Below are 24035 nucleotides of genomic sequence, written 5' to 3' on the forward strand. Positions count from 1 at the left end.
ACGTGGGACGAGGGTCAGGACTCGGATCCGTCGAGGGCAAGCCTGATCAGGGTGTCGGCGTCCATCTCGTCGATGAGCTCGAGGGAGTCGTCGGTGTCGGTCGGGGCGTCGTCGCCGTCGCCGTCGGTCAGCTTCAGCAGCAGGTCCAGCAGTCCGGCCTCCCGGATGCGGGCCAGCGGGATGGTGGCGAGTGCCTGCCGGACGGCCGTCTCCGCCGGGTCGGCCTGCTCCGCCTCGTACGACTCGGGCACCAGTTCCCGGCCGAGGTGGTCGGCGAGGGCCACCGGGTCGGGGTGGTCGAACACGAGGGTGGTGGGCAGCGCCAGGCCGGTGGCCCGGGCGATCCGGTTGCGCAGCTCGACCGCCGTGAGCGAGTCGAAGCCGAGCTCCTTGAAGGCCCGTTGCGGCTTGACCTTCCCGGTGTCGGGGTGGCCGAGGACGGCCGCGGCGTGGGTGCGGACCAGCTCGGTGAGGAGCTTGTCCCGCTCGGCCGGGGTCAACGGCAGCAGCCGCTGCCGCAGGTCGCCGCCGTCGCCGGGCGACTCGTCGACCGACTCGTGCAGGGCCTGCCGCGCCTCGGGCAGTTCGGCGAGCAGCGGGCGGGGGCGGGCCGAGGCGTACGCGGGGGCGAAGACCGCCCAGTCGACGTCGACCACGGTCCGGCCCGGCTCCGGCTGCCCGACGGCGACCCGCAGCGCGTGCATGGCCTCGGCCGGGGGCATGACGGTCAGGCCGCGGCGGGACAGCATCCGCTGGGCCTCGTCGGTGGCCATGCCGCCGTCGGCCCACGGCCCCCACGCCACGGAGGTGGCGGCCAGGCCACGGGCGCGCCGCCGCTCGGCGAGCGCGTCGAGGAACGCGTTGCCCGCCGCGTAGCCGGCCTGCCCGCCGCTGCCCCAGATGCCGGCGATCGAGGCGAACATGACGAAGGCGTCCAGCGGCCGGTCGCCGAGCAGCGCGTCCAGGTGGGCCGCGCCGGAGACCTTGCCGCCCACCACGTCGGCCAGCGCGGCCAGGTCGGTCTCGACGATCGGGCTGAGCTGGTTGGTGCCGGCGGCGTGCACCACGGCGGTCAGCGGTACGGCCTCGTCCAGGCCGGCGAGCAGCGTGGCGACGGCGTCCCGGTCGGCCACGTCGCAGGCCACGATCGACACGCGTACGCCGTGAGCGCCGAGTTCGGCGCGCAGCTCGGCCGCGCCCGGCGCCGATTCACCGCGTCGGCTGGTCAGCACGACGTGCTCGGCACCGTTGGCGGCCACCCAGCGGGCCACGTGGGCGCCGAGGGCACCGGTGCCGCCGGTGATCAGGACGGTGCCGCGGGGCCGCCACCGCTCGGCGGCGTCGGGCGCGGCCGGTGCGGACCGGACGAGGCGGCGGGCGTACACCCCGGTGGGGCGGACCGCGAGCTGGTCCTCGTCGCCGGCTCCGGTGAGCGCCCGGACCAGCCGGTCCCCACCGGCGTGGTCCGCCGCCTCCGGGAGGTCGACCAGGCCGGCCCAGAGCTGCGGGTGTTCCAGCCCGACGACGCGGCCCAGGCCCCAGAGCCCGGCCTGCTCGGCGCTGGCGACCGCGTCGCCGTCGCCGGTGGCGACCGCCGCCCGGGTGGCGCACCACAACCGGGCCGGCACCTCGGCGTCGTGCAGCGCCTGGACCAGCAGCATCGTGGCGGCCGTCCCGGCGGGCAGCGCCGGGTGGCGCGGGTGGGGCTCGTCCCGCAGGCCCAGCAGCGAGAGCACCCCGGTGCCCGACCCGCCGGTGAGCTCGGCGATGAGCTGGACGGTGAGGGTCTCCCGGTCGACGGTGTCGACGTCGACGGTCAGCCGGCGCACCGTACCGCCGGCCCGGGTCAACGCCGCGTCGACCGCGTCGGCGTGCCGGTCGGCCAGCGGGTCGCCGGCCGGCTGCACCAGCAGCCACTCCCCCACCGGCACGCCGGTGCCGGGCTCGACGGGCCGCCACACCACCCGGTACGACCAGTTGTCCACGGCGGAGCGGCGGTGCCGGGCCCGGCGCCACGAGGTGAGCACCGGCAGGGCGGGGGCGAGCCGTTCGGCCTCGTCGCCGAGTTGCGCCGCGAGGGCGGTGAGGTCGGCCCGTTCCACCGCCGACCAGAACTCGGCGTCGGCGTCGTCGGGGGCCCGGGTCGGAAGGATCGCCGCGTCGGGCCAGTACCGCTGGTGCTGGAAGGCGTACGTGGGCAGGTCGACGCGGAACGCGCTCGTGCCGGCGTACCACTGGGTCCAGGTCACCGCGACACCGTGGACGTGCAGCTCGGCCAGGGCGTGCAGCAGGGCGTACGCCTCGGGCCGGTCCTTGCGCAGCGTCGCCACCGCCACGGTGTCCTCGTCGGGCAGCAGGTCGGCGTGCATCGCGGTCAGCACGCTCTGCGGCCCGACCTCCAGGAACGTCCCCACTCCGGCGGCCCGCAACGCGGCGACACTGTCGGCGTACCGGACGGCCTCCCGAACGTGCCGCACCCAGTAGTCCGGACTGACGAGCTCCTCCGGATCCGCCAGGGCACCGGACAGGTTCGACACCACCGGCAACAGCGGCTCCCGGAGCGTCAATCCGTCCAGCACCGTACGGAACTCCGCCAGCATCGGCTCCATCAACGGACTGTGGAACGCGTGACTCACCCGCAGTCGACGAGTGCGCGCCCCACGCCCGGACCAGTGCGCCTCAAGCTCGTCCAGGGCGTCGACCGCGCCGGAGACGACCACGGCGGTGGGACCGTTGACGGCCGCGACCCCGACCCGGTCGGCGCCAGCCAGCCCGGCCAGCGACTCCCGCACCGCCGCCTCGTCGGCCGCCACGGCGAGCATCCCGCCACCGGCGGGCAACGCCTGCATCAACCGACCCCGCGCCGCCACCAGGGCACACGCGTCCGCCAGCGACAACACGCCCGCCACGTGCGCGGCCGTCACCTCACCGATCGAATGCCCACCCACGTAGTCGGGCACGATCCCGAACGACTCGACCAGCCGGAACAGCGCCACCTCGACCGCGAACAGACCCGCCTGGGTGAAGACGGTCTGGTCCAGCAGGTCGGCTTCCGGCGTGCCCGCCTTGGCGAACAGCACCTCCCGCAACGGACGCGGCAACAACACATCCAGGTGCGCACACACCTCGTCCAGGGCGGACGCGAACACCGGGAACGACCCGTACAGCTCCGCGCCCATGCCGGCGCGCTGCGCGCCCTGACCGGAGAACAGCACCGCGAGCGGGCCCCGCGGGGTTGCCTCGCCGGTGACGACCGCGCCCGACGGGGAGCCGGCTGCCAGGCCACGCAGCCCGGCGAGCAGGTCGTCCCGGTCCTCCGCGAGCAGCACCGCCCGGTGCGGCAGGGCGGGGCGCGACACCACGGACGACCAGGCCACATCGAGCGGGCGCAGGGTGGGATCACCGGCGAACCAGGTGGCCCAGCGGTCCGCCTGGGCCGGGACGGCGTCCTCCTCACGGGCCGACAGCAGCACCGGCACCAGGGGCGACGGCACGGCGTCGACCGGCTCGGCGGCGACGGCCGGCGGCTGCTCGATGATGACGTGGGCGTTGGTGCCGGAGATGCCGAACGACGACACCGCCGCGCGACGCGGCCGGTTCACCGCCGGCCACGGCGTGGCCTCCGTCGCCAGGGTCACGGCCCCGGCGGTCCAGTCGATGTGCGGGGACGGCTCGTCCACGTGCAGGGTCGGCGGGACGAGACCGTGCCGCATCGCCATGATCATCTTGATGATGCCGGCGACACCCGCGGCGGCCTGGGTGTGGCCGATGTTCGACTTGATCGAGCCGAGCAGCAGCGGCCGGTCCCCCGGCCGGTCCTGCCCGTACGTCGCCAACAGCGCCTGCGCCTCGATCGGGTCACCGAGGGTGGTGCCCGTGCCGTGCGCCTCCACCGCGTCCACGTCCGCCGGGGCGAGCCGGGCACTGGTCAGGGCCTGCCGGATCACCCGCTGCTGGGCGGGGCCGTTCGGCGCGGTCAGCCCGTTCGACGCGCCGTCCTGGTTGACGGCGCTGCCCCGCACCACCGCGAGGATCCGGTGGCCGTTGCGCTGGGCGTCGGAGAGCCGCTCGACCAGCAGCATGCCGACGCCCTCGCCCCAGCCGGTGCCGTCCGCCGCGGCGGCGAACGCCTTGCACCGCCCGTCGGCGGCCAGGCCCCGCTGGCGGGAGAACCCGACGAAGGCGCTCGGGGTGGCCATCACGGTGACGCCACCGGCGAGGGCCAGGTCGCACTCGCCGCTGCGCAGCGCCTGCGCCGCCAGGTGCAGCGCGACAAGCGACGACGAGCAGGCCGTGTCGACGGTGACCGCCGGGCCCTCCAGGCCGAAGGCGTACGCGACCCGACCGGAGGCGACGCTGCCGGCCGTGCCGTTGACGAGGTAGCCCTCCAGTTCCTCGGGCATGGCGCCGAGGCGGCCGGCGTAGTCGTGGTGGATGAGGCCGGCGAAGACGCCGGTGGTGGCCGTCGTGTCGGCGGGGTCGATGCCCGCGTTCTCGAACGCCTCCCACGAGGTCTCCAGCAGCAACCGCTGCTGCGGATCCATCGCCAGGGCCTCACGCGGCGAGATCCCGAAGAACCCGGCGTCGAACTCCGCCGCGTCCAGCAGGAAGCCGCCCTGCCGGGTCGTCGAGGTGCCGGCCTTGTCGGCGTCCGGATCGTAGAGCGTGTCGAGGTCCCAGCCACGGTCGGTCGGGAACCCGCTCACCGCGTCAGCACCGGCGACCACCAGCTCCCACAACTGCTCGGGCGACGACACCCCGCCCGGGAAACGGCAGGCCATACCCACGATCGCGATCGGCTCGTCCCGGTCTGCACCGGCCGAGTGCCGGGCGGCCGGCGCGGCGTCCGGCGCCGCCGCCAGGCCAAGCTGGGCGTGGAGGTGGTCGGCGAGGCGGGCCGGCGTCGGATAGTCGAACACCGACGTCGCCGGCAACCGCAACCCCGTCGCCGACGCCAACCGGTTCCGCAACTCCACCGACGTCAACGAATCAAAACCAAGCTCCTTGAACGCCCGCCCCGCAGACACCGCCGACACCGACGCGTGCCCCAACACCGCCGCCGCCTGCCCACACACCAACTCCGTCAACAACCGACGCGCATCCACCTCCGACACACCCGACAGCCGATCCCGCCACGACGCGCCACCACCCGCCGTACCCGAACCCGCCAACCGGCGACCACCCGAGCGCACCAACCGACGCAGGACCGCCGGCACCCCGGCGGCGTCCCCGGTGACCCGGAGGTTCGCGGCGACCGGAACGGCCGGCACCGCGGCGACGGCGGCGTCGAAGAGCTCCGCGCCGGTCGCCTCGGGGAGGGCGGTCATGCCGATCCGGGCGAGCCGCCGCTGGTCGTCGCGGTCGAGCTGGCCGGTCATGCCTCCGGCGGTGGTGGCCCACATGCCCCAGGCGATGCTCGTCGCCGGCAACCCGAGCTGACGGCGGTGCTGGGCGAGACCGTCCAGGAACGCGTTCGCCGCCGCGTAGTTGCCCTGCCCCGGCGAACCCAACGTCGCCGCGATCGACGAGAACACCACGAACGCCGCCAGATCCAGACCCGCCGTCGCCTCGTGCAACGCCCAACCACCGTCGACCTTCGGCCCCATCACCGCCGCGACCGCCTCATCGGTCAGGGAGGTGACGGTCGCGTCCGCGATCACGCCGGCCGTGTGCACCACCGCCGTCAACGGACGCGCCGGATCCACCCCGGCCACCAGAGCCGCGACCTGCTCCGCGTCGGTGACGTCCACCGACACCGCCGTGACAGTGGCCCCCGCCTCGGTCAGCTCACCGACCAGGGCCGCATAGCCGTCCTGCCCGGACCCGGCCGGGTCGTTGCCCGCCTGACCCGCCCCGCCCGGCACGTGGCCGGTCTGCGGGAGCCGCCGGGAGGCCAGCAGCAGGTGCCGGGCCTGACCCGTCGCCACGAGGTGACGGGCCACCACACCCGCCAGCGCACCCGACGCACCCGTGACCAGCACGGTGCCGTCCGGGTCGACCGGAGCCGGCACCTGCAGAACGACCTTGCCCACGTGCCGGGCCTGCGACATGAACCGCAACGCCTGCCGCACCTGCCGCACCTCCCAGGTACGCACCGGCAACGGCCTGAGCGCACCCCGCTCGAAGAGGGCGAGCAACTCGGACAGCATCTGCCCGATCCGGGCACCACCGGCTTCGTTCAGGTCAAAGGCCCGATACGCGACACCCGGATGCGACGCCGCCACCAACTCCGGGTCACGGACGTCGGTCTTGCCCATCTCCACGAACCGGCCACCACGCGGCAACAACCGCAGCGACGCGTCGACGAACTCACCAGCCAGCGCGTCCAACACCACATCCACGCCAGCGCCACCCGACACCGACCCGAACGCCCGCTCGAAGTCCGTGTCCCGCGACGACGCGATCCGCTCCTCGGCGACACCCAGGCTCCGCAAGGCGCCCCACTTGCCGGGGCTCGCCGTCGCGTACACGGTCGCACCGAAGTGACGGGCCAGCTGGATGGCCGCCATGCCCACACCACCGGCGCCGTTGTGGATGAGCACCGACTCGCCCGAACGCAGCCCCGCCAGATCCTTCAACGCGTAGTACGCCGTCAGGAACACCACCGGCACCGACGCCGCCTGCGCGAACGACCAACCCGACGGCACCCGCGCAATCCGGTCCCGCTGCGCCACCACCTGCGGACCGAAGCCAGGCTCGAACAACCCGAACACCCGGTCACCCGGCGACAGATCCGCCACCCCCGGACCGACCTCCAGCACCACGCCGGCGCCCTCGCTACCCATCACCGCCGACGGATCCGGGTACATCCCCAACGCGATAAGCACGTCACGGAAGTTCACTCCCGCCGCGCGTACGCCCACCCGCACCTCGCGGTCCGCGAGCGGGGCGTCGGGGGTCGGCGCGATCCCGACCCCGTCGAGGGTGCCGGGGTCTACGGCCGCCACGTGCCACGGACCGGAGGACGGCACGGCGAGGTCGTCGCCGGCCTGCGGCAGGAGGCGCGGTACGTACACCGCGCCGTCGCGGACGGCCACCTGGCCGCCGGTGGCGGCGGGATCGGCGACGACCGCGTTCAGCAACGCCAACACACCCGCGTCCACGTCCCGGTCCACGTCCGCCAGGACGATCCGGTCCGGGTGCTCCGACTGCGCCGAGCGCACCAGACCCCACACCGCCGCGCCCGCCAGGTCCGACACGACGTCACCGCCGCCGGTGGCCACCGCGCCCCGGGTCACCACCACGAGACGGCTGTCCGCCAGCGGCTCCGCCGCGAGCCACGACCGCACGTGCGCCAACACACCCGACACCGCCGACCGCACCACCGCCGGCACCTCACCGGCGGCGTCGAACACAGCCGACGCGTCGCCGGCAGCCAGGCCGGCGGGCACCGCACCGGCGGCGTCACCTGCGGCGGGCATCGGGAGCAGCAGTACCCGGGGAGTCGCCTGCCCGGCGTCCTGCGCGGCCAGCAGCGCCGGCACGTCCGCAAAGGCCGTCGCCACGACGTCGCCCACAGGATCTCCGACGACCGCCCAACCCGTCAGGTCGGCGAGCGGCTCGACCTGATCGGCCTGCCAGGCCAGCTCGAACAGCGACCGGTTGGCGGCCCCGGACGCGGCCATGGTGGACATCTCCCGCAGCACCAGGGAGTCCACCGACACCACGGGCGTACCGGTCTCGTCCGTCGCGACCAGGCGCACCCCGGAGCCCGCGCGGGTCAGCCGCAGCCGCAGGACCGTGGCGCCGGAGGCGTGCACCTGCACGCCCTCGAACGCGAACGGCACGCGGGGCGTCGACCCGTCGGCACCGTCGAGCAGCCCGATCGGGTGCAGCGCCGCGTCGAGCAGCGCCGGGTGCACCCCGAACGCGGCCACGTCGGGAGCGGCGTCCTCCGGCAGGGCGACCTCGGCGTACACCTCACCGCCGCCGGTCCACACCCGCCGCAGCCCCTGGAACACCGGCCCGTACGACAGGCCACGCTCCGCCAGGGCCGGGTACCAGCCGGCCAGGTCGACCTCGGCCACGCCGACCGGCGGCCACACCTCGATCGTGGGCTCGTCGGCCTCGACGGCCACCAGGGAACCCTCGGCGTGCCGGGTCCAGCCCGCCTCCGGGTCCTCGTCCGCCTGGGCGTACACGGTGAGCGGGCGGGCACCCGTCGGGTCGGCGGCGCCCACGCGCACCTGCACCCGCGTTCCGCCGGTGGCAGGCAGCACGAGCGGAGCCGCGATGGTCAGGTCGCGTACCCGGGAGGCGCCCACCTCGTCACCGGCGCGCACGGCCAGCTCGACCAGCGCCGTGCCGGGCACCAGGACCGCGCCGGCGACCACGTGGTCGGCCAGCCAGGCGTGGGTGGACCGCGACAGCCGGCCGGTCAGCACCACCTCGTCGTCGCCGGCGAGCCGTACGGCCGCGCCGAGCAGCGGATGCCGCGCGGCGCCCAGGCCGGCACCGGCCACGTCGCCGGCCTGCCACGAGCCGGCCCGCGGCCAGTAGCGCCGCCGCTGGAACGGGTAGGTCGGCAGGTCGAGGGGCAGGCCGGTGGCGCCGCCGAGCAGCGGGGTCCAGGTGACCGCGGTGCCGGTGGCGTGCAGCTCGGCGAGTGCGGCGATCAGCGCCGACGCCTCGGTACGCCCCTTGCGCAGCACCGGCACGACGACCGCTTCGGTCTGCCCGTCCTCGTCGGCGAGGGTGTCCCGCACCATCCCGGCGAGGACCCCGTCCGGGCCGATCTCCAGGAACGTGCCCACGTGCCGCTGCCGGAGGTGGTCGACGCCGTCGGCGAAGCGGACGGCGTCGGCCACGTGCCGCACCCAATACCCGGGGTCGGTGATCTCGGCGGGGTCGGCGGCCCCGCCGGTCAGGTTGGACACCAGCGGCACCGACGGCTCGGCGAAGGTGAGCCCGTCCAGGACGGCCCGGAAGTCGGCGAGCATCGGCTCCATCAGCGGGCTGTGGAAGGCGTGGCTGACCCGCAGCCGGCGGGTACGCACCCCGCGGCCGGACCAGAGTGCGTCCAGTTCGTCGAGCGCGCCCACCTCGCCGGAGACGACCACGGCGGTGGGGCCGTTGACGGCCGCGATCCCGACCCGGTCGGTGAGCCCCGCCAGCGAGGCGAGCACGGCGGCCTCGTCGGCGGCGACGGCGAGCATGCCGCCGCCGGCCGGCAGGGCCTGCATCAGCCGGCCGCGTGCGGCCACCAGGGTGCAGGCGTCGGCCAGGGAGAGCACCCCGGCGACGTACGCGGCGGTCACCTCGCCGATGGAGTGCCCGCCGAGCAGGTCCGGCGCGATGCCGAAGGACTCGACGAGCCGGAACAGCGCCACCTCGACGGCGAACAGCCCGGCCTGGGTGAACTCCGTCCGGTCCAGCAGTTCGGCCTCGGGTGAGCCGTCCGGGGCGAACAGCACCTCCCGCAGCGGGCGCGGCAGCAGCGGGTCGAGCTGGGCGCACACCTCGTCGAGGGCGGCGGCGAACACGGGGAACACCCCGTACAGCTCCCGGCCCATGCCGGCGCGCTGCGCGCCCTGGCCGGAGAAGAGCACGGCGGTGCGGCCGGCGCGGGCCGTGCCCCGCACGACGACGGACGACGGCAGGTCGTCGGCCACCGCGTCCAGCGCGGCGAGCAGGCTCTGCCGGTCGCGCGGCAGCAGCACCGCGCGGTGTTCGAACGCGGACCGCCCGGTGGCGAGCGCGTGACCGAGGTCCGCGACGGTCACCCGGGGGTTCTCCTCGACGTACGCGCGCAGCCGGCGGGCCTGTTCACGCAGCGCCTCGTCGGTGCGGGCCGACAGCACGCACGCCACGGTGAGGTCGCCGGCGGGCGCCGCCTCGGGTGCGGTGCTCACGGTCGTCGGCTCGGGGGCCTGCTCCACGATGGTGTGCACGTTGGTGCCGCTGATGCCGAACGAGGAGACGGCTGCCCGGCGGGGCCGCCCGACCTCCGGCCAGGGCCGGGCCTCGGTGAGCAGGGAGACCGCGCCGTCGGTCCAGTCGATGTGCGGGGACGGCTCGTCGGCGTGCAGGGTGCGGGGCAGGACGCCGTGCCGCATCGCCATGACCATCTTGATGATGCCGGCGACGCCGGCGGCGGCCTGCGCGTGGCCCATGTTCGACTTGATCGAGCCGAGCCACAGCGGCCGGTCGGCGCCGCGCTCCTGGCCGTAGGTGGCGATCAGCGCCTGGGCCTCGATCGGGTCACCGAGCGCGGTGCCGGTGCCGTGCGCCTCGACGGCGTCGATGTCGCCGGGCGTGAGGCGGGCGTTGGCCAGGGCCTGCCGGATGACCCGCTGCTGGGACGGGCCGTTCGGGGCGGTCAGGCCGCTGCTCGCGCCGTCCTGGTTGACGGCCGAGCCCCGGATCACGGCGAGGATCCGCCGGCCGTTGCGCTGGGCGTCGGAGAGCCGCTCCAGCAGCAGCATGCCGACGCCCTCGGCGAAGCCGGTGCCGTCCGCGCCCGCGCCGAAGGCCCGGCACCGGCCGTCGTGGGACAACCCGCGCTGGCGGGCGAACTCGGCGAGCATGCCCGGGGTGGACATGACGCTGACCCCACCGGCGAGCGCCAGCCGGCACTCGTTCTGCCGCAGCGCCTGGGCGGCCAGGTGCAGCGCCACGAGCGACGACGAGCAGGCGGTGTCGACGGTGACGGCGGGCCCTTCCAGCCCGAAGAGGTAGGAGATGCGGCCGGAGGCGACGCTGCCGGCGCTGCCGTTGCCGACGTACCCGTCGAGTTCGTCGGAGGTGCCGAGCGCGGCGGCGGCGTAGTCGTGGTAGATGAGGCCGACGTACACGCCGGTGCTGCTGCCCCGCGCGGAGTGCGGGTCGATGCCGGCCCGTTCGAAGGCTTCCCAGGAGGTCTCCAGCAGCAGCCGCTGCTGCGGGTCCATGGCCAGGGCCTCGCGGGGCGAGATGCCGAAGAAGCCGGCGTCGAAGTCGGCGGCGTCGTAGAGGAAGCCGCCCTGCCGTGGGGTGGCGTGGTCGTCGTCGGCCCGCAGGTCGGCGAGGTCCCAGCCGCGGTCGGTGGGGAACGGCGCGATGACGTCGGTGCCGGCGGTGACGAGGTCCCACAGGTCCTCGGGGGTGTGCACGTGCCCGGGGAACCGGCAGGCCATGCCGACGATGGCCACGGGTTCGTCGACGGCGGCGACGGTCGCCGGCGTGACGGCCGTGGGCGCGGCCCGGCCGACGAGTTCCTGGTCGAGGAAGTCGGCGAGGACGAGCGGCGTGGGGTGGTCGAAGGCGACGGTCGCGGGCAGCCGCAGGCCGGTCGCGGTGGCGAGCCGGTTGCGTAGTTCGACGGAGGTGAGGGAGTCGAAGCCGAGTTCCTTGAAGGGGCGGTCGGCGTCGACGCTGTCGGCCGAGCGGTGGCCGAGCACCGCCGCGACGTTCGTCGCCACCAGGTCGAGGAGCCGGCCGCGACGCTCGACCGGGCTGAGGGCCGCGAGGCGTTCCGCCATCGACGCGTCGGTGCCGGCCCGGCCGGCGGTACGCCGACGCCCCCGACCCTCGCGGACCAGCTCGCGCAGGAGGCTCGGCACCGGACCGGCCGGCGCTCCCCCGGCGGGCAGGTTCATGAGTACGGCGTGTGCGCCGCCCCGCTGCCGGGCCAGGTCGAACAGGGCGGTGCCCTCGTCGTCGGTGAGCGGTGCGCTGGCGGCGCGGATCGCCCGCCGGTGCTCGGTGTCGCCGAGGTGGGCGGTCATCGTGCTGGTGGTGGCCCACAGCCCCCAGGCCAGGGCGGTGGCGGGCAGGCCGAGCTGGCGGCGGTGCTGGGCGAGACCGTCGAGGAACGCGTTCGCCGCCGCGTAGTTGCCCTGCCCCGGCGAACCAAGCGTCCCCGCGATCGACGAGAACACCACGAACGCCGCCACATCCAGGTGTGCGGTCGCCTCGTGCAACGCCCAACCACCGTCGACCTTCGGCCCCATCACCGCCGCGACAGCCTCATCGGTCAGGGAGGTGACGGTCGCGTCCGCGATCACGCCGGCCGTGTGCACCACCGCCGTCAACGGACGCGCCGGGTCGACCCCGGCCACCAGAGCCGCGACCTGCTCGGCATCGGTGACGTCCACCGACACGGTAGTCACCGACGCGCCGGCACCGGTCAGCTCACCGACCAGAGCCGCGTAGCCGTCCTCGTTCGGCAGGCGGCGGGAGGCCAGCAGGAGGTGCCGGGCCTGACCCGTCGCGACGAGGTGACGGGCCACCACACCGGCCAACGCGCCCGACGCACCCGTGATCAGCACGGTGCCGTCCGGGTCGACCGGAGCCGGCACCTGCAGAACGACCTTGCCCACGTGCCGGGCCTGCGACATGAACCGCAACGCCTGCCGCACCTGCCGCACCTCCCAGGTACGCACCGGCAACGGCCTGAGCGCACCCCGCTCGAAGAGGGCGAGCAACTCGGACAGCATCTGCCCGATCCGGGCACCACCAGCCTCGTTCAAGTCGAACGCCCGATACACCACACCCGGATGCGACGCCGCCACCAACTCCGGGTCACGGACGTCCGTCTTGCCCATCTCCACGAACCGGCCACCACGCGGCAACAACCGCAACGACGCGTCGACGAACTCACCAGCCAGGGCGTCCAACACCACATCCACGCCAGCGCCACCCGACACCGACCCGAACGCCCGCTCGAAGTCCGTCGTCCGCGACGACGCGATGTGCTGCGAATCCACGCCCAACTCACGCAGGGCGCCCCACTTCCCGGGGCTCGCCGTGGCATACACGGTCGCGCCGAGGTGACGGGCCAACTGGATGGCCGCCATACCCACGCCACCGGCACCGTTGTGGATCAGCACCGACTCACCCGAACGCAGCCCCGCCAGATCCTTCAACGCGTAGTACGCCGTCAGGAACACCACCGGCACCGACGCCGCCTGCGCGAACGACCAACCCGACGGCACCCGCGCAATCCGGTCCCGCTGCGCCACCACCTGCGGACCGAAACCAGGCTCGAACAACCCGAACACCCGATCACCCGGCGACAGATCCGCCACCCCCGGACCGACCTCCAGCACCACGCCAGCGCCCTCGCTGCCCATCACCGCCGACGGATCCGGGTACATCCCCAACGCGATAAGCACGTCACGGAAGTTCACGCCGGCTGCCCGGACCGCCACCCGCACCTGTCCCGATTCCAGCGGGCGGGCGGTGGTCGGCACGAGGCGTACGCCGTCGACCGTGCCGGTGTCGCCGGGGGCGACGTGCCACAGGTCGGCGGGCGGCACCAGTTCGTCGCCGGTGGGTCGGACGACGCGCGGCGTCCGGATCTCGTCCCCGCGCAGCGCCACCTGGCCGCCGGTGGCGGCGGGGTCGGCGGCGACCGCGTTCAGCAACGCCAACACACCCGCGTCCACGTCCCGGTCCACGTCCGCCAGGACGATCCGGTCCGGGTGCTCCGACTGCGCCGAGCGCACCAGACCCCAGACGGCCGCGCCGGCCAGGTCGGACACCACCTCGCCGGAACCGGCGGTCACCGCACCCCGGGTCACCACCACGAGACGGCTGTCCGCCAGCGGCTCCGCCGCGAGCCACGACCGCACCCGCGCCAACACGTCCGACACCACCGACCGCACCAGCGCCGGCACCCCACCGGCAGCCTCGGCGGGCACCGGGAGCAGCAGGACCGTGGGTACGGTGTCGCCCTGGTCCACGGCTGCCAGCAGGGCCGGCACGTCCTGGTACGCCGGCAGGTCCACGGCCTGCCCACCGAGCACCGCCCAGCCGGTCGTGCCCTCGACCGGGTCGACCCGCTCGGCCTGCCAGGCCAGCTCGAACAGCGACCGGTTGGCGGCCCCGGACGCGGCCACGGTGGACATCTCCCGCAGCACCAGGGAGTCCACCGACACCACGGGCGCACCCGTGGTGTCCACCGCCACCAGCCGCACCGCCGACCCGTCCCGGGTCAACCGCACCCGCAGCACACCCGCACCCGAGGCGTGCACCTGCACTCCCTCGAACGCGAACGGCACCTGCGGCCCGCCCTCGCCGGCACCGGACAGCAGCAGGCCCACCGGGTGCAGCGCCGCGTCGAGCAGCGCCGGGTGCACGCCGAACGCGTCGACGTCCGCACCGGCGGCGTGCTCGGGCAGGGCGACCTCGGCGTACACCTCACCGTTGCCGGTCCACACCCGGCGCAGCCCCTGGAACACCGGCCCGTACGACAGGCCACGCTCGGCCAGGGCCGGGTACCAGCCGGTCAGGTCCACCTCGGACACGTCGGCCGGGGGCCAGGCGTCCAGCGTCGGCTCGACCTCGACCGCCGCCTCCAGCGTGCCTTCCGCGTGCCGGGTCCAGTCGGCGTCGTCCTCGGCCTGGGCGTGCACGGTGACGGCGCGGCTGCCCGCGTCGTCCGCCGCCCCGACCCGCACCTGCACCCGCACCCCGCCAGCGGCGGGCAGCACGAGCGGAGCCGCGATGGTCAGGTCGCGCACCCGGGAGGCGCCCACCTCGTCACCGGCCCGCACCACCAACTCGACGAGCGCGGTGCCCGGCACGACCACCGCACCCGAGACCACGTGGTCGGCCAACCAGCCGTGCGAGGACGCCGACAGCCGACCGGTCAGCACGATCCCGTCGTCGCCGGCCAGGCGCACCGCCGCACCCAGCAGCGGGTGGTCGGCGACCCCCAGCCCGGCCCCGGAGACGTCGCCGACCCGCCACGACGCCACCTCCGGCCAGAACCGGTCCCGCTGGAACGCGTACGTGGGCAGCTCCACCCGCCCGGCGTCGGTGCCGGCGAAGACGGTGGTCCAGTCGACGGGCACACCGGCGGTGTGCAGCTCGCCGAGCGCGGTGAGGAGCTGGCGGTGGCCGCTCTCGTCCCGCCGCAGCGAACCCACCACCACGCCGCCGCCGTCCGCCCGGTCGAGCGCGTCCTGGACGGCCACCTTGAGCACGGGGTGCGGGCTGATCTCCACGAACGTGCGGAAGCCGTCGGCGATCAGGGCGTCGACGACGGGCGCGAGGCGGACGGGTTCGCGCAGGTTCCGGTACCAGTAGTCGGCGTCGAGGTCGGCGGTGTCGACGGGCTGGCCGGTGACGGTGGAGTGGAACGCCACGTCGGTGGAGCGGGCGTCCACGGTGCCGAGGGCGGCGGCGAGGTCGTCGCGTACCGCCTCGACGTGGGCGCAGTGCGACGCGTAGTCGACGGCGATCTCGCGGGTACGGATGCCGCGCTCCGCGCACGCGGCGAGCAGTTCGGCGACGGCGGACGCGTCGCCGGAGACCACCGTGACGGCGGCGCCGTTGAGCGCGGCGACGGAGAGCGCGCCGCCCCACGGCTCGATCAGCAGCTCGGTCTCCTCGGCGGACAGCGGCACGGAGACCATGCCGCCGAGGCCGGAGATGGCCAGCAGGCCACGGCTGCGGGCGACGACGAGACGCAGCGCGTCGGGAAGGGTCAGCGCGCCGGCGACGCAGGCGGCCGCGATCTCGCCCTGCGAGTGGCCGATGACGGCGGCCGGGGTGACCCCGCACGAGCGCCACAGCTCCGCCAGGGAGACCATGACGGAGAAGAGCACCGGCTGGACGACGTCCACCCGGTCCATCGTGGGTGCGTCCGGCGCGCCGCGGAGCACGTCCTGAAGCGACCAGTCCACCAGGCGGGCCAACTCGGCGGCGCACTCGCGCATCCGGGCGCCGAAGACCGGCGACGAGTCCAGCAGGTCGAGCGCCATGCCGGTCCACTGCGAGCCCTGACCGGGGAAGACGAAGACCACCTTCGGCGTACCGTCGCCGACGCCGCGCCCGACGGCGGTGTCGTCGGCCACGGCGGCCAGCGCGGCGAGGGCGTCGTCGCGGCCGGCGGCGACGGTGACCCGGCGGTACGGGTGCTGGGCGCGGCCGGTGGCGAGCGACCAGCCGAGGTCGACGAGGTCGAGATCGGCGTTCCCGGCGAGCCGGGCGCGCAGCCGCGCGGCCTGGTCGCCCAGCGCGCGGGCGCTGCGGGCGGACAGCAGCAGGGGTACGGAGGTGGCGGTCACCAGGCCCGGCCGGCGGGCGGGCGGGGCGGGCTCCGCCGGGGTCTGCACGCCGGGCGGCGCCTGCTCGATGATCGTGTGGGCGTTGGTGCCGGAGATGCCGAAGGAGGAGACGGCGGCGCGGCGGGGCCGGTCGGCGTGCGGCCAGGGGGCGGCCTCGGTGAGCAGGGTGACCGCGCCGGCGGTCCAGTCGATGTGCGGGGACGGCTCGTCGACGTGCAGGGTACGGGGCAGGACGCCGTGCCGCATCGCCATGACCATCTTGATGATGCCGGCGACGCCGGCGGCGGCCTGGGTGTGGCCGATGTTCGACTTGATCGAGCCGAGCAGCAGCGGCCGGTCGGCGGTGTGCTCCTGACCGTAGGTGGCGAGCAGGGCCTGGGCCTCGATGGGGTCGCCCAGGGTGGTGCCGGTGCCGTGCGCCTCGACGGCGTCGACGTCGCCGGGCGTGAGGCGGGCGTTGGCCAGTGCCTGCCGGATGACCCGCTGCTGGGAGGGGCCGTTCGGGGCGGTCAGGCCGTTGGACGCGCCGTCGGAGTTGACGGCCGAGCCCCGGATGACGGCGAGGATGCGGCGGCCGTCGCGCTGGGCGTCGGAGAGCCGCTGCACGAGCAGCATGCCGACGCCCTCGCCCCAGCCGGTGCCGTCCGCCGACGCGGCGAACGCCTTGCACCGGCCGTCGGGGGCCAGGCCGCCCTGGCGGGAGAACTCGGAGAACATGCCGGGCTGCGCCATCAGCGCGACGCCGCCCGCGAGCGCCATCTCGCACTCGCCGGCGCGCAGCGCCTGGGTGGCGAGGTGCAGCGCGACCAGCGACGACGAGCAGGCCGTGTCGACCGTGACGGCCGGCCCTTCCAGGCCGAAGGTGTACGCGACCCGACCGGACGCGACGCTGCCGGCCGTGCCGGTCAGCAGGTGCCCTTCGAGCCCTTCCAGCCCGTCGCTGCCGCTCGCGGCGTAGCCGGAGGAGGCGGCGCCGATGAAGACGCCGGTGACGGTCGAGTGGGCGGTGCCGGGGTCGATGCCGGCGTGTTCGAACGCCTCCCACGAGGTCTCCAGCAGCAACCGCTGCTGCGGATCCATCGCCAGGGCCTCACGCGGCGAGATCCCGAAGAACCCGGCGTCGAACTCCGCCGCGTCCAGCAGGAAGCCGCCCTGCCGGGTCGTCGAGGTGCCGGCCTTGTCGGCGTCCGGATCGTAGAGCGTGTCGAGGTCCCAGCCACGGTCGGTCGGGAACCCGCCCACGGCGTCAGCACCGGCGACCACCAGCTCCCACAACTGCTCCGGCGACGACACCCCGCCCGGATAGCGGCAGGCCATGCCCACGATCGCGATCGGCTCGTCTGCTCCGACGGTGGCCGCGACCGCGCTGTGCCCGTCGCCGCCGGTGAGGCCGAGTTGGGCGTGGAGGTGGTCGGCGAGGCGGGCCGGCGTCGGATAGTCGAACACCGACGTCGCCGGCAACCGCAACCCCGTCGCCGACGCCAACCGGTTCCGCAACTCCACCGACGTCAACGAATCAAACCCGAGCTCCTTGAACGCCCGCCCCGCAGACACCGCCGACACCGACGCATGCCCCAACACCGCCGCCGCCTGCCCACACACCAACTCCGTCAACAACCGACGCGCATCCACCTCCGACACACCCGACAGCCGATCCCGCCACGACGCGCCACCACCCGCCGTACCCGAACCCGCCAACCGGCGACCACCCGAGCGCACCAACCGACGCAGGACCGCCGGCACCCCGGCGGCGTCCCCGGTGACCCGGAGGTTCGCGGCCGCGACGAGTGGCGCGGCACCGGCCAGGGCCGCGTCGAAGAGGTCGGCACCCTCGGCGGCGGTGAGTCGGCTCATCCCGGCCCGGGCCAGGCGCCGCTGGTCGTCGGCGTCGAGGTGGGCGGTCATCGAGCTGCTGGTGGCCCACATGCCCCAGCCGATGCTCGTCGCCGGCAACCCGAGCTGGCGGCGGTGCTGGGCGAGACCGTCCAGGAACGCGTTCGCCGCCGCGTAGTTGCCCTGCCCCGGCGAACCAAGGGTCCCCGCGATCGACGAGAACACCACGAACGCCGCCAGATCCAGACCCGCGGTCGCCCGGTGCAACGCCCAGCCACCGTCGACCTTCGGCGCCATCACCGCCGCGACAGCCTCATCGGTCAACGACGCGACCGTGCCATCCGCGATCACCCCGGCCGTGTGCACCACCGCCGCCAACGGGTGCGACGGGTCGACTCCCGCCACCAGGGCCGACACCTGCTCCGCGTCGGCCACGTCCAGCGACACGGTCGTGACAGTGGCCCCCGCCTCCGTCAGCTCACCCACCAGGGCCGCGTAGCCACCCTCGGCCGGGAGGCTGCGCGACGCCAGTAGCAGGTGCCGGGCCTGACCCGTCGCGACGAGATGCCGCGCCACCACACCCGCCAGTGCACCCGACGCACCCGTGACCAGCACGGTGCCGTCCGGGTCGACCGGAGCCGGCACCTGAAGAACCACCTTGCCGACGTGGCGGGCCTGACTCATGAACCGCAACGCCTGCCGCACCTGCCGCACCTCCCACACCCGGGTCGGCAACGGCTGCAACACACCCTGCTCGAACAGGCCCAGCAGCTCGGACAACATCTGCCCGATCCGCACCCCACCGGCCTCGTTCAGGTCGAACGCCCGATACGCGACACCCGGATGCGACGCCGCGACCAACTCCGGGTCACGGACGTCGGTCTTGCCCATCTCCACGAACCGGCCACCACGCGGCAACAACCGCAACGACGCGTCGACGAACTCACCCGCCAGCGCGTCCAACACCACATCCACGCCAGCGCCACCCGACACCGACCCGAACGCCTGCTCAAAGCCCGTGTCCCGCGACGACGCGATCCGCTCCGACGCCACACCCAGGTCCCGAAGCACCTGCCACTTGCCGGGGCTCGCCGTCGCGTACACCGTCGCGCCGAAGTGGCGGGCCAACTGGATGGCCGCCATACCGACGCCACCGGCGCCGCTGTGGATCAGCACCGACTCACCCGAACGCAGACCCGCCAGATCGTGCAGCGCGTAGTACGCGGTGAGGAAGACGAGCGGCACCGAGGCCGCCTGGGCGAACGTCCAGTCGGCGGGCATCCGGGCCAGCCGTTCCCGCTGGGCGACGGCCTGCGGGCCGAAGCTCAGCTCGAACATGCCGAAGACGCGGTCGCCGGGCGACAGGTCGGTCACGTCGGGGCCGACCTCCAGCACGATGCCGGCGCCCTCGCTGCCCATCACCGCCGCCGGATCCGGGTACATCCCCAACGCGATCAGCACGTCGCGGAAGTTCACGCCCGCCGCGCGTACGCCCACCCGGACCTCGCCGGCCCGCAGGGGACGGACCGGAGCGGGGGTGAGGGTGACGCCGTCGAGCGTGCCGGGCCGTTCCGCGGCCACGTGCCAGGAGCCCGGCGGGAGGACCAGGTCTTCCGTCGCCGCCTGCACGAGACGCGGTACGTGGACCGAGCCGTCGCGGACGGCGAGCTGGCCGCCGATCGCGGCGGGGTCGGCGACGACCGCGTTCAGCGACGCCAACACAGCCGCGTCGACATCCCGGTCCACATCGGCCAGGACGATCCGGTCCGGGTGCTCCGACTGGGCCGACCGCAGCAGGCCCCACACCGCCGCACCGGCCAGATCCGACACGACCTCACCGGCGTTGGTGGCCACCGCGCCCCGGGTGACCACCACGAGGCGGCTGTCCGCCAGCGACTCCGCCGCGAGCCACGACCGCACCCGCGCCAACACACCCGACACCACCGACCGCACCAGCGCCGGCAGGTCGGCCGTCTCCGGGTCGGCGTGGTACGCCGCAGCCATAGACGCGTCGGTCCCGGCCGCCGCGCCCGCGGGGACCGGCAGCAGCAGGACGCGCGGGGCCGGCCGGCCGGCGTCGACCGACGACAGCACGGCGGCGACGTCGGCGTAGGCCGGCCCGGCCGAGCCGTCGGCCGCATCCGCGCCGAGGGTCGCCCAGCCGGTCAGGTCGTCGAGCGGGTCGATCTGCTCGGGCTGCCAGGCCAGCTCGAACAGCGACCGGTTGACCGGGTTCGCCGCCGAGACGCCGGACAGCTCCCGCAACACCAGGGAGTCCACCGACACCACGGGCGCACCCGTGGTGTCCACCGCCACCAGCCGCACCGCCGACCCGTCCCGGGTCAACCGCACCCGCAGCACACCCGCACCCGAGGCGTGCACCTGCACTCCCTCGAACGCGAACGGCACCTGCGGCCCGCCGCCGTCCACCTCGGACAGCAGCAGCGCGACCGGGTGCAACGCCGCGTCCAGCAGCGCCGGGTGCACCCCGAACGCGGCCATGTCGGCCGCGGCGTCCTCCGGCAGGGCGACCTCGGCGTACACCTCACCGTTGCCGGTCCACACCCGGCGCAGCCCCTGGAACACCGGCCCGTACGACAGGCCACGCTCCACCAGCGCCGGATACCAGCCGGCCAGCTCCACCTCGGCCACGCCCACCGGCGGCCACACCCCGGCCAGGTTCGGCTCGTCGGCGTCCGGCACTTCCAGCAGACCCGCTGCGTGCTGGACCCACGGCGCGTCGTCGTCCCCGTCGGGCTGGGAGTGCACGGTCACGGTACGGACGCCCGCGTCGTCCGCCGCGCCCACCCGCACCTGCACCCGCACGCCGTCCGAGGCCGGCAGGACCAGCGGTACGCCGAGGGTCAACTCCCGCACCCGCGAGGCGCCGACCTCGTCACCGGCGCGCACGACCAGCTCGATCAGCGCGGTGCCGGGGACGATCACCGCACCGGAGACCACGTGGTCGGCCAACCAGGCGTGCGACGACACCGACAGCCGGCCCGTCAGCACCGCCCCGTCGCCGCCGGCCAACCGCACCGCCGCGCCCAGCAGCGGGTGCCCGGCAACGCCCAACCCGGCGTCGGAGACGTCACCCACCTGCCACGACGCCACCTCCGGCCAGAACCGCTCCCGCTGGAAGGCGTAGGTGGGCAGGTCGACGCGCACGGCGCCGGTGTCGGCGTACCAGGCCTGCCAGGTCACGGCGACGCCGTGCACGTGCAACTCGGCCAGACCCTGCGCCAGCGCGTGCGCCTCCGGCCGGTCCTTGCGCAGCGTCGCCACCGCCACGGTCTCCCCGTCCGGCAGCAGGTCGCCGTTCATCGCCGTCAGCACACTGTGCGGGCCGACCTCCAGGAACGTGTCCACACCCGCCGCGTGCAGGGCGGCAACCCCGTCGGCGTACCGGACCGCCTCCCGCACGTGCCGCACCCAGTAGTCGGGGCTGCACAGCGTGCCCGCATCGGCGAGCGCACCCGTCACGTTCGACACCACCGGCAACACCGGCGCCGCGAACGTCAACCCCTCCAGGACCGTACGGAACTCCGCCAGCATCGGCTCCATGAGCGGACTGTGGAACGCGTGGCTCACCCGCAGTCGGCGAGTGCGCACCCCACGGCCCGACCACACCGCTTCAAGATCATCCAAGGCGTCGACCGCACCCGAGACCACCACGGCGGTAGGCCCGTTGACGGCCGCGATACCGATCCGGTCGGCGGCGACGGCGTCACGACCCGCCAGCTCGGCCAGCGACTCCCGCACCGCCGCCTCGTCGGCCGCCACCGCGAGCATCCCGCCACCTGCGGGAAGCGCCTGCATCAGGCGGCCACGCGCCGCCACCAGAGCGCACGCGTCCGCCAGCGACAACACCCCGGCCACGTACGCGGCCGTCACCTCACCGATCGAATGCCCACCCACGAAGTCGGGCACGATCCCGAACGACTCCACCAGCCGGAACAGCGCCACCTCGACCGCGAACAGACCGGCCTGCGTGAACACCGTCTGATCCAACAGCTCCGCCTCCGGGCTGCCCGCCTCCGCGAACAACACCTCCCGCAGCGGACGCGGCAACAACGGATCGAGCTGCGCGCACACCTCGTCCAACGCCGACGCGAACACCGGGAACGACCCGTACAACCCGGCGCCCATGCCGGCGCGCTGCGCACCCTGACCCGAGAACAGCACCGCCAGCGGGCCCCGCTCGGTGGCCCGGCCGGTCACGACCGCTCCGGTCGGGGCGTCGTCGGCCAGGGTCGTCAGCCCGGCGGCCAGTTCCTCACGGTCGCCGGCGAGGACCACGGCCCGGTGGTCGAGCCCGGTGCGTGCCGTCACCGAGGACCACCCGATGTCCAGCGGGCGCAGGGCCCCGTCCGCCGTGAGCCACCGCGCCCAGCGGGCAGCCTGGCCCGGCAGGGCGTCGGGGTGGGCGGTGGAGAGGACGACGGGGATCAGGGGCGGCCGGCGCGACGCCGGTGCCGGGTCTTCCGCCGTGGTGGCGGGCTGTTCCAGGATGAGGTGGGCGTTCGTACCGCTCATGCCGAACGACGAGACGGCGGCCCGGCGGGTCCCGGCGGTCTCCTCCCACGGACGCGACCGGGCGAGCAGGGTGACGGCGCCGGCGGTCCAGTCGATGTGCGGGGACGGCTCGTCGACATGCAGGGTGCGCGGCAGCACCTCGTGCCGCATCGCCATCACCATCTTGATCACCCCGGCCACACCGGCGGCGGCCTGGGTGTGCCCGATGTTCGACTTCAGCGAGCCCAGCCACAGCGGCCGGTCGGCGGGCCGGTCCTGCCCGTACGTGGCGAGCAGCGCCTGCGCCTCGATCGGGTCGCCCAGCGTGGTGCCCGTGCCGTGGGCCTCGACCACGTCCACGTCCGCCGGGGTGAGCCGGGCGCTCTCCAGCGCCTGGCGGATGACCCGCTGCTGGGACGGGCCGTTCGGGGCGGTGAGGCCGCTGCTCGCGCCGTCCTGGTTGACGGCGCTGCCCCGGATGACGGCGAGGATCCGCCGGCCGTTGCGCTGGGCGTCGGAGAGCCGCTCCAGCAGGAGCATGCCGACGCCCTCGGACCAGCCGGTGCCGTCGGCGTCGGCGGAGAACGCCTTGCACCGGCCGTCGGCGGCGAGCCCGCGCTGGCGGGAGAACTCGATGAACGCGCCGGGGGTGGTCATCACACTCACCCCACCGGCCACCGCGAGGGAGCACTCGCCGTCGCGCAGCGCCTGCCCGGCGAGGTGCAGGGCGACCAGCGACGAGGAGCAGGCGGTGTCGATGGTGACGGCCGGGCCCTCCAGCCCGAAGGTGTAGGCGACCCGGCCGGAGATGACGCTCGCGGCCGTGCCGGTGAGCACATAGCCCTCGACGCCCTCGGGCAGGCGACGCAGGACCGAGGCGTAGTCCTGGCCGGCGGTGCCCACGAAGACGCCGGTGCGGCTGCCGCGCAGGTCGGTGGCGGGGATGCCGGCGCGCTCGAACGTCTCCCAGGTGGTCTCCAGCAGCAGCCGCTGCTGCGGGTCCATCGCCAGGGCCTCGCGGGGCGAGATGCCGAACAGGCTCGGGTCGAAGTGCCCGGCGTCGCGCAGGAAGCCGCCCCGGTCGCTGTACGAGGTGCCGGGGTGGTCGGGGTCCGGGTCGTACAGCCGGGTGAGGTCCCAGCCCCGGTCCTCGGGGAAGGTGCCGATGGCGTCGGTGCCGGCGGCGACGAGTTCCCACAGGTCCTCGGGCGAGCCGACCCCACCGGGGAAGCGGCACGCCATGCCGACGATCGCGATCGGCTCCGGCTCCGCCTCCTCCAGCTCCCGCAGGCGCCGGTGCGCCTGGCGGAGCTCGGTGGTCACCCACTTGAGGTGTTCGAGGAGCTTGTCTTCGTCCGCCATGACCCACCCGCCCGGAGCTTGCTACCGATCAGAATCCACCGAACACCGAGGAGTCCATCGGCCTGTCTCCGGGCGACCCGACCGGAGACACCGACGGCGACAATGGACGTGTCTCCTGGTGCAATGCCTGTCTCACCACTGGTCACGCGCGCGCCGCAACACCGTCGCCCCCGGCGGCTCGGCGCGCAGATGACCGCCACCGTGAGTGGACGCTACTGAGGGCCGTCAGCCCGCCCAACCCCTAGCGGACCCCTCATTCAGCCCCCCGCCGAGACCCGATGATCATGAAGAAACCGCAGGTCGCGACGGTTACCGAAAGACCGGTCGTGG

Annotated in this window: 1 protein-coding gene; it reads right to left on the reverse strand. The window is 74.6% G+C overall.

Annotation, left to right across the window (positions count from 1 at the left end):
• Positions 1-14: 14 nt before the first annotated feature.
• The gene (locus ABZ809_RS15330; RefSeq protein ID WP_357563127.1) at positions 15-23705 is read right to left on the reverse strand and encodes a type I polyketide synthase; all 23691 of its coding nucleotides are present in this window, start codon (positions 23703-23705) and stop codon (positions 15-17) included.
• Positions 23706-24035: the final 330 nt, after the last annotated feature.

Source organism: Micromonospora sp. NPDC047074 (assembly GCF_040643815.1).
GTDB lineage: Bacteria > Actinomycetota > Actinomycetes > Mycobacteriales > Micromonosporaceae > Micromonospora.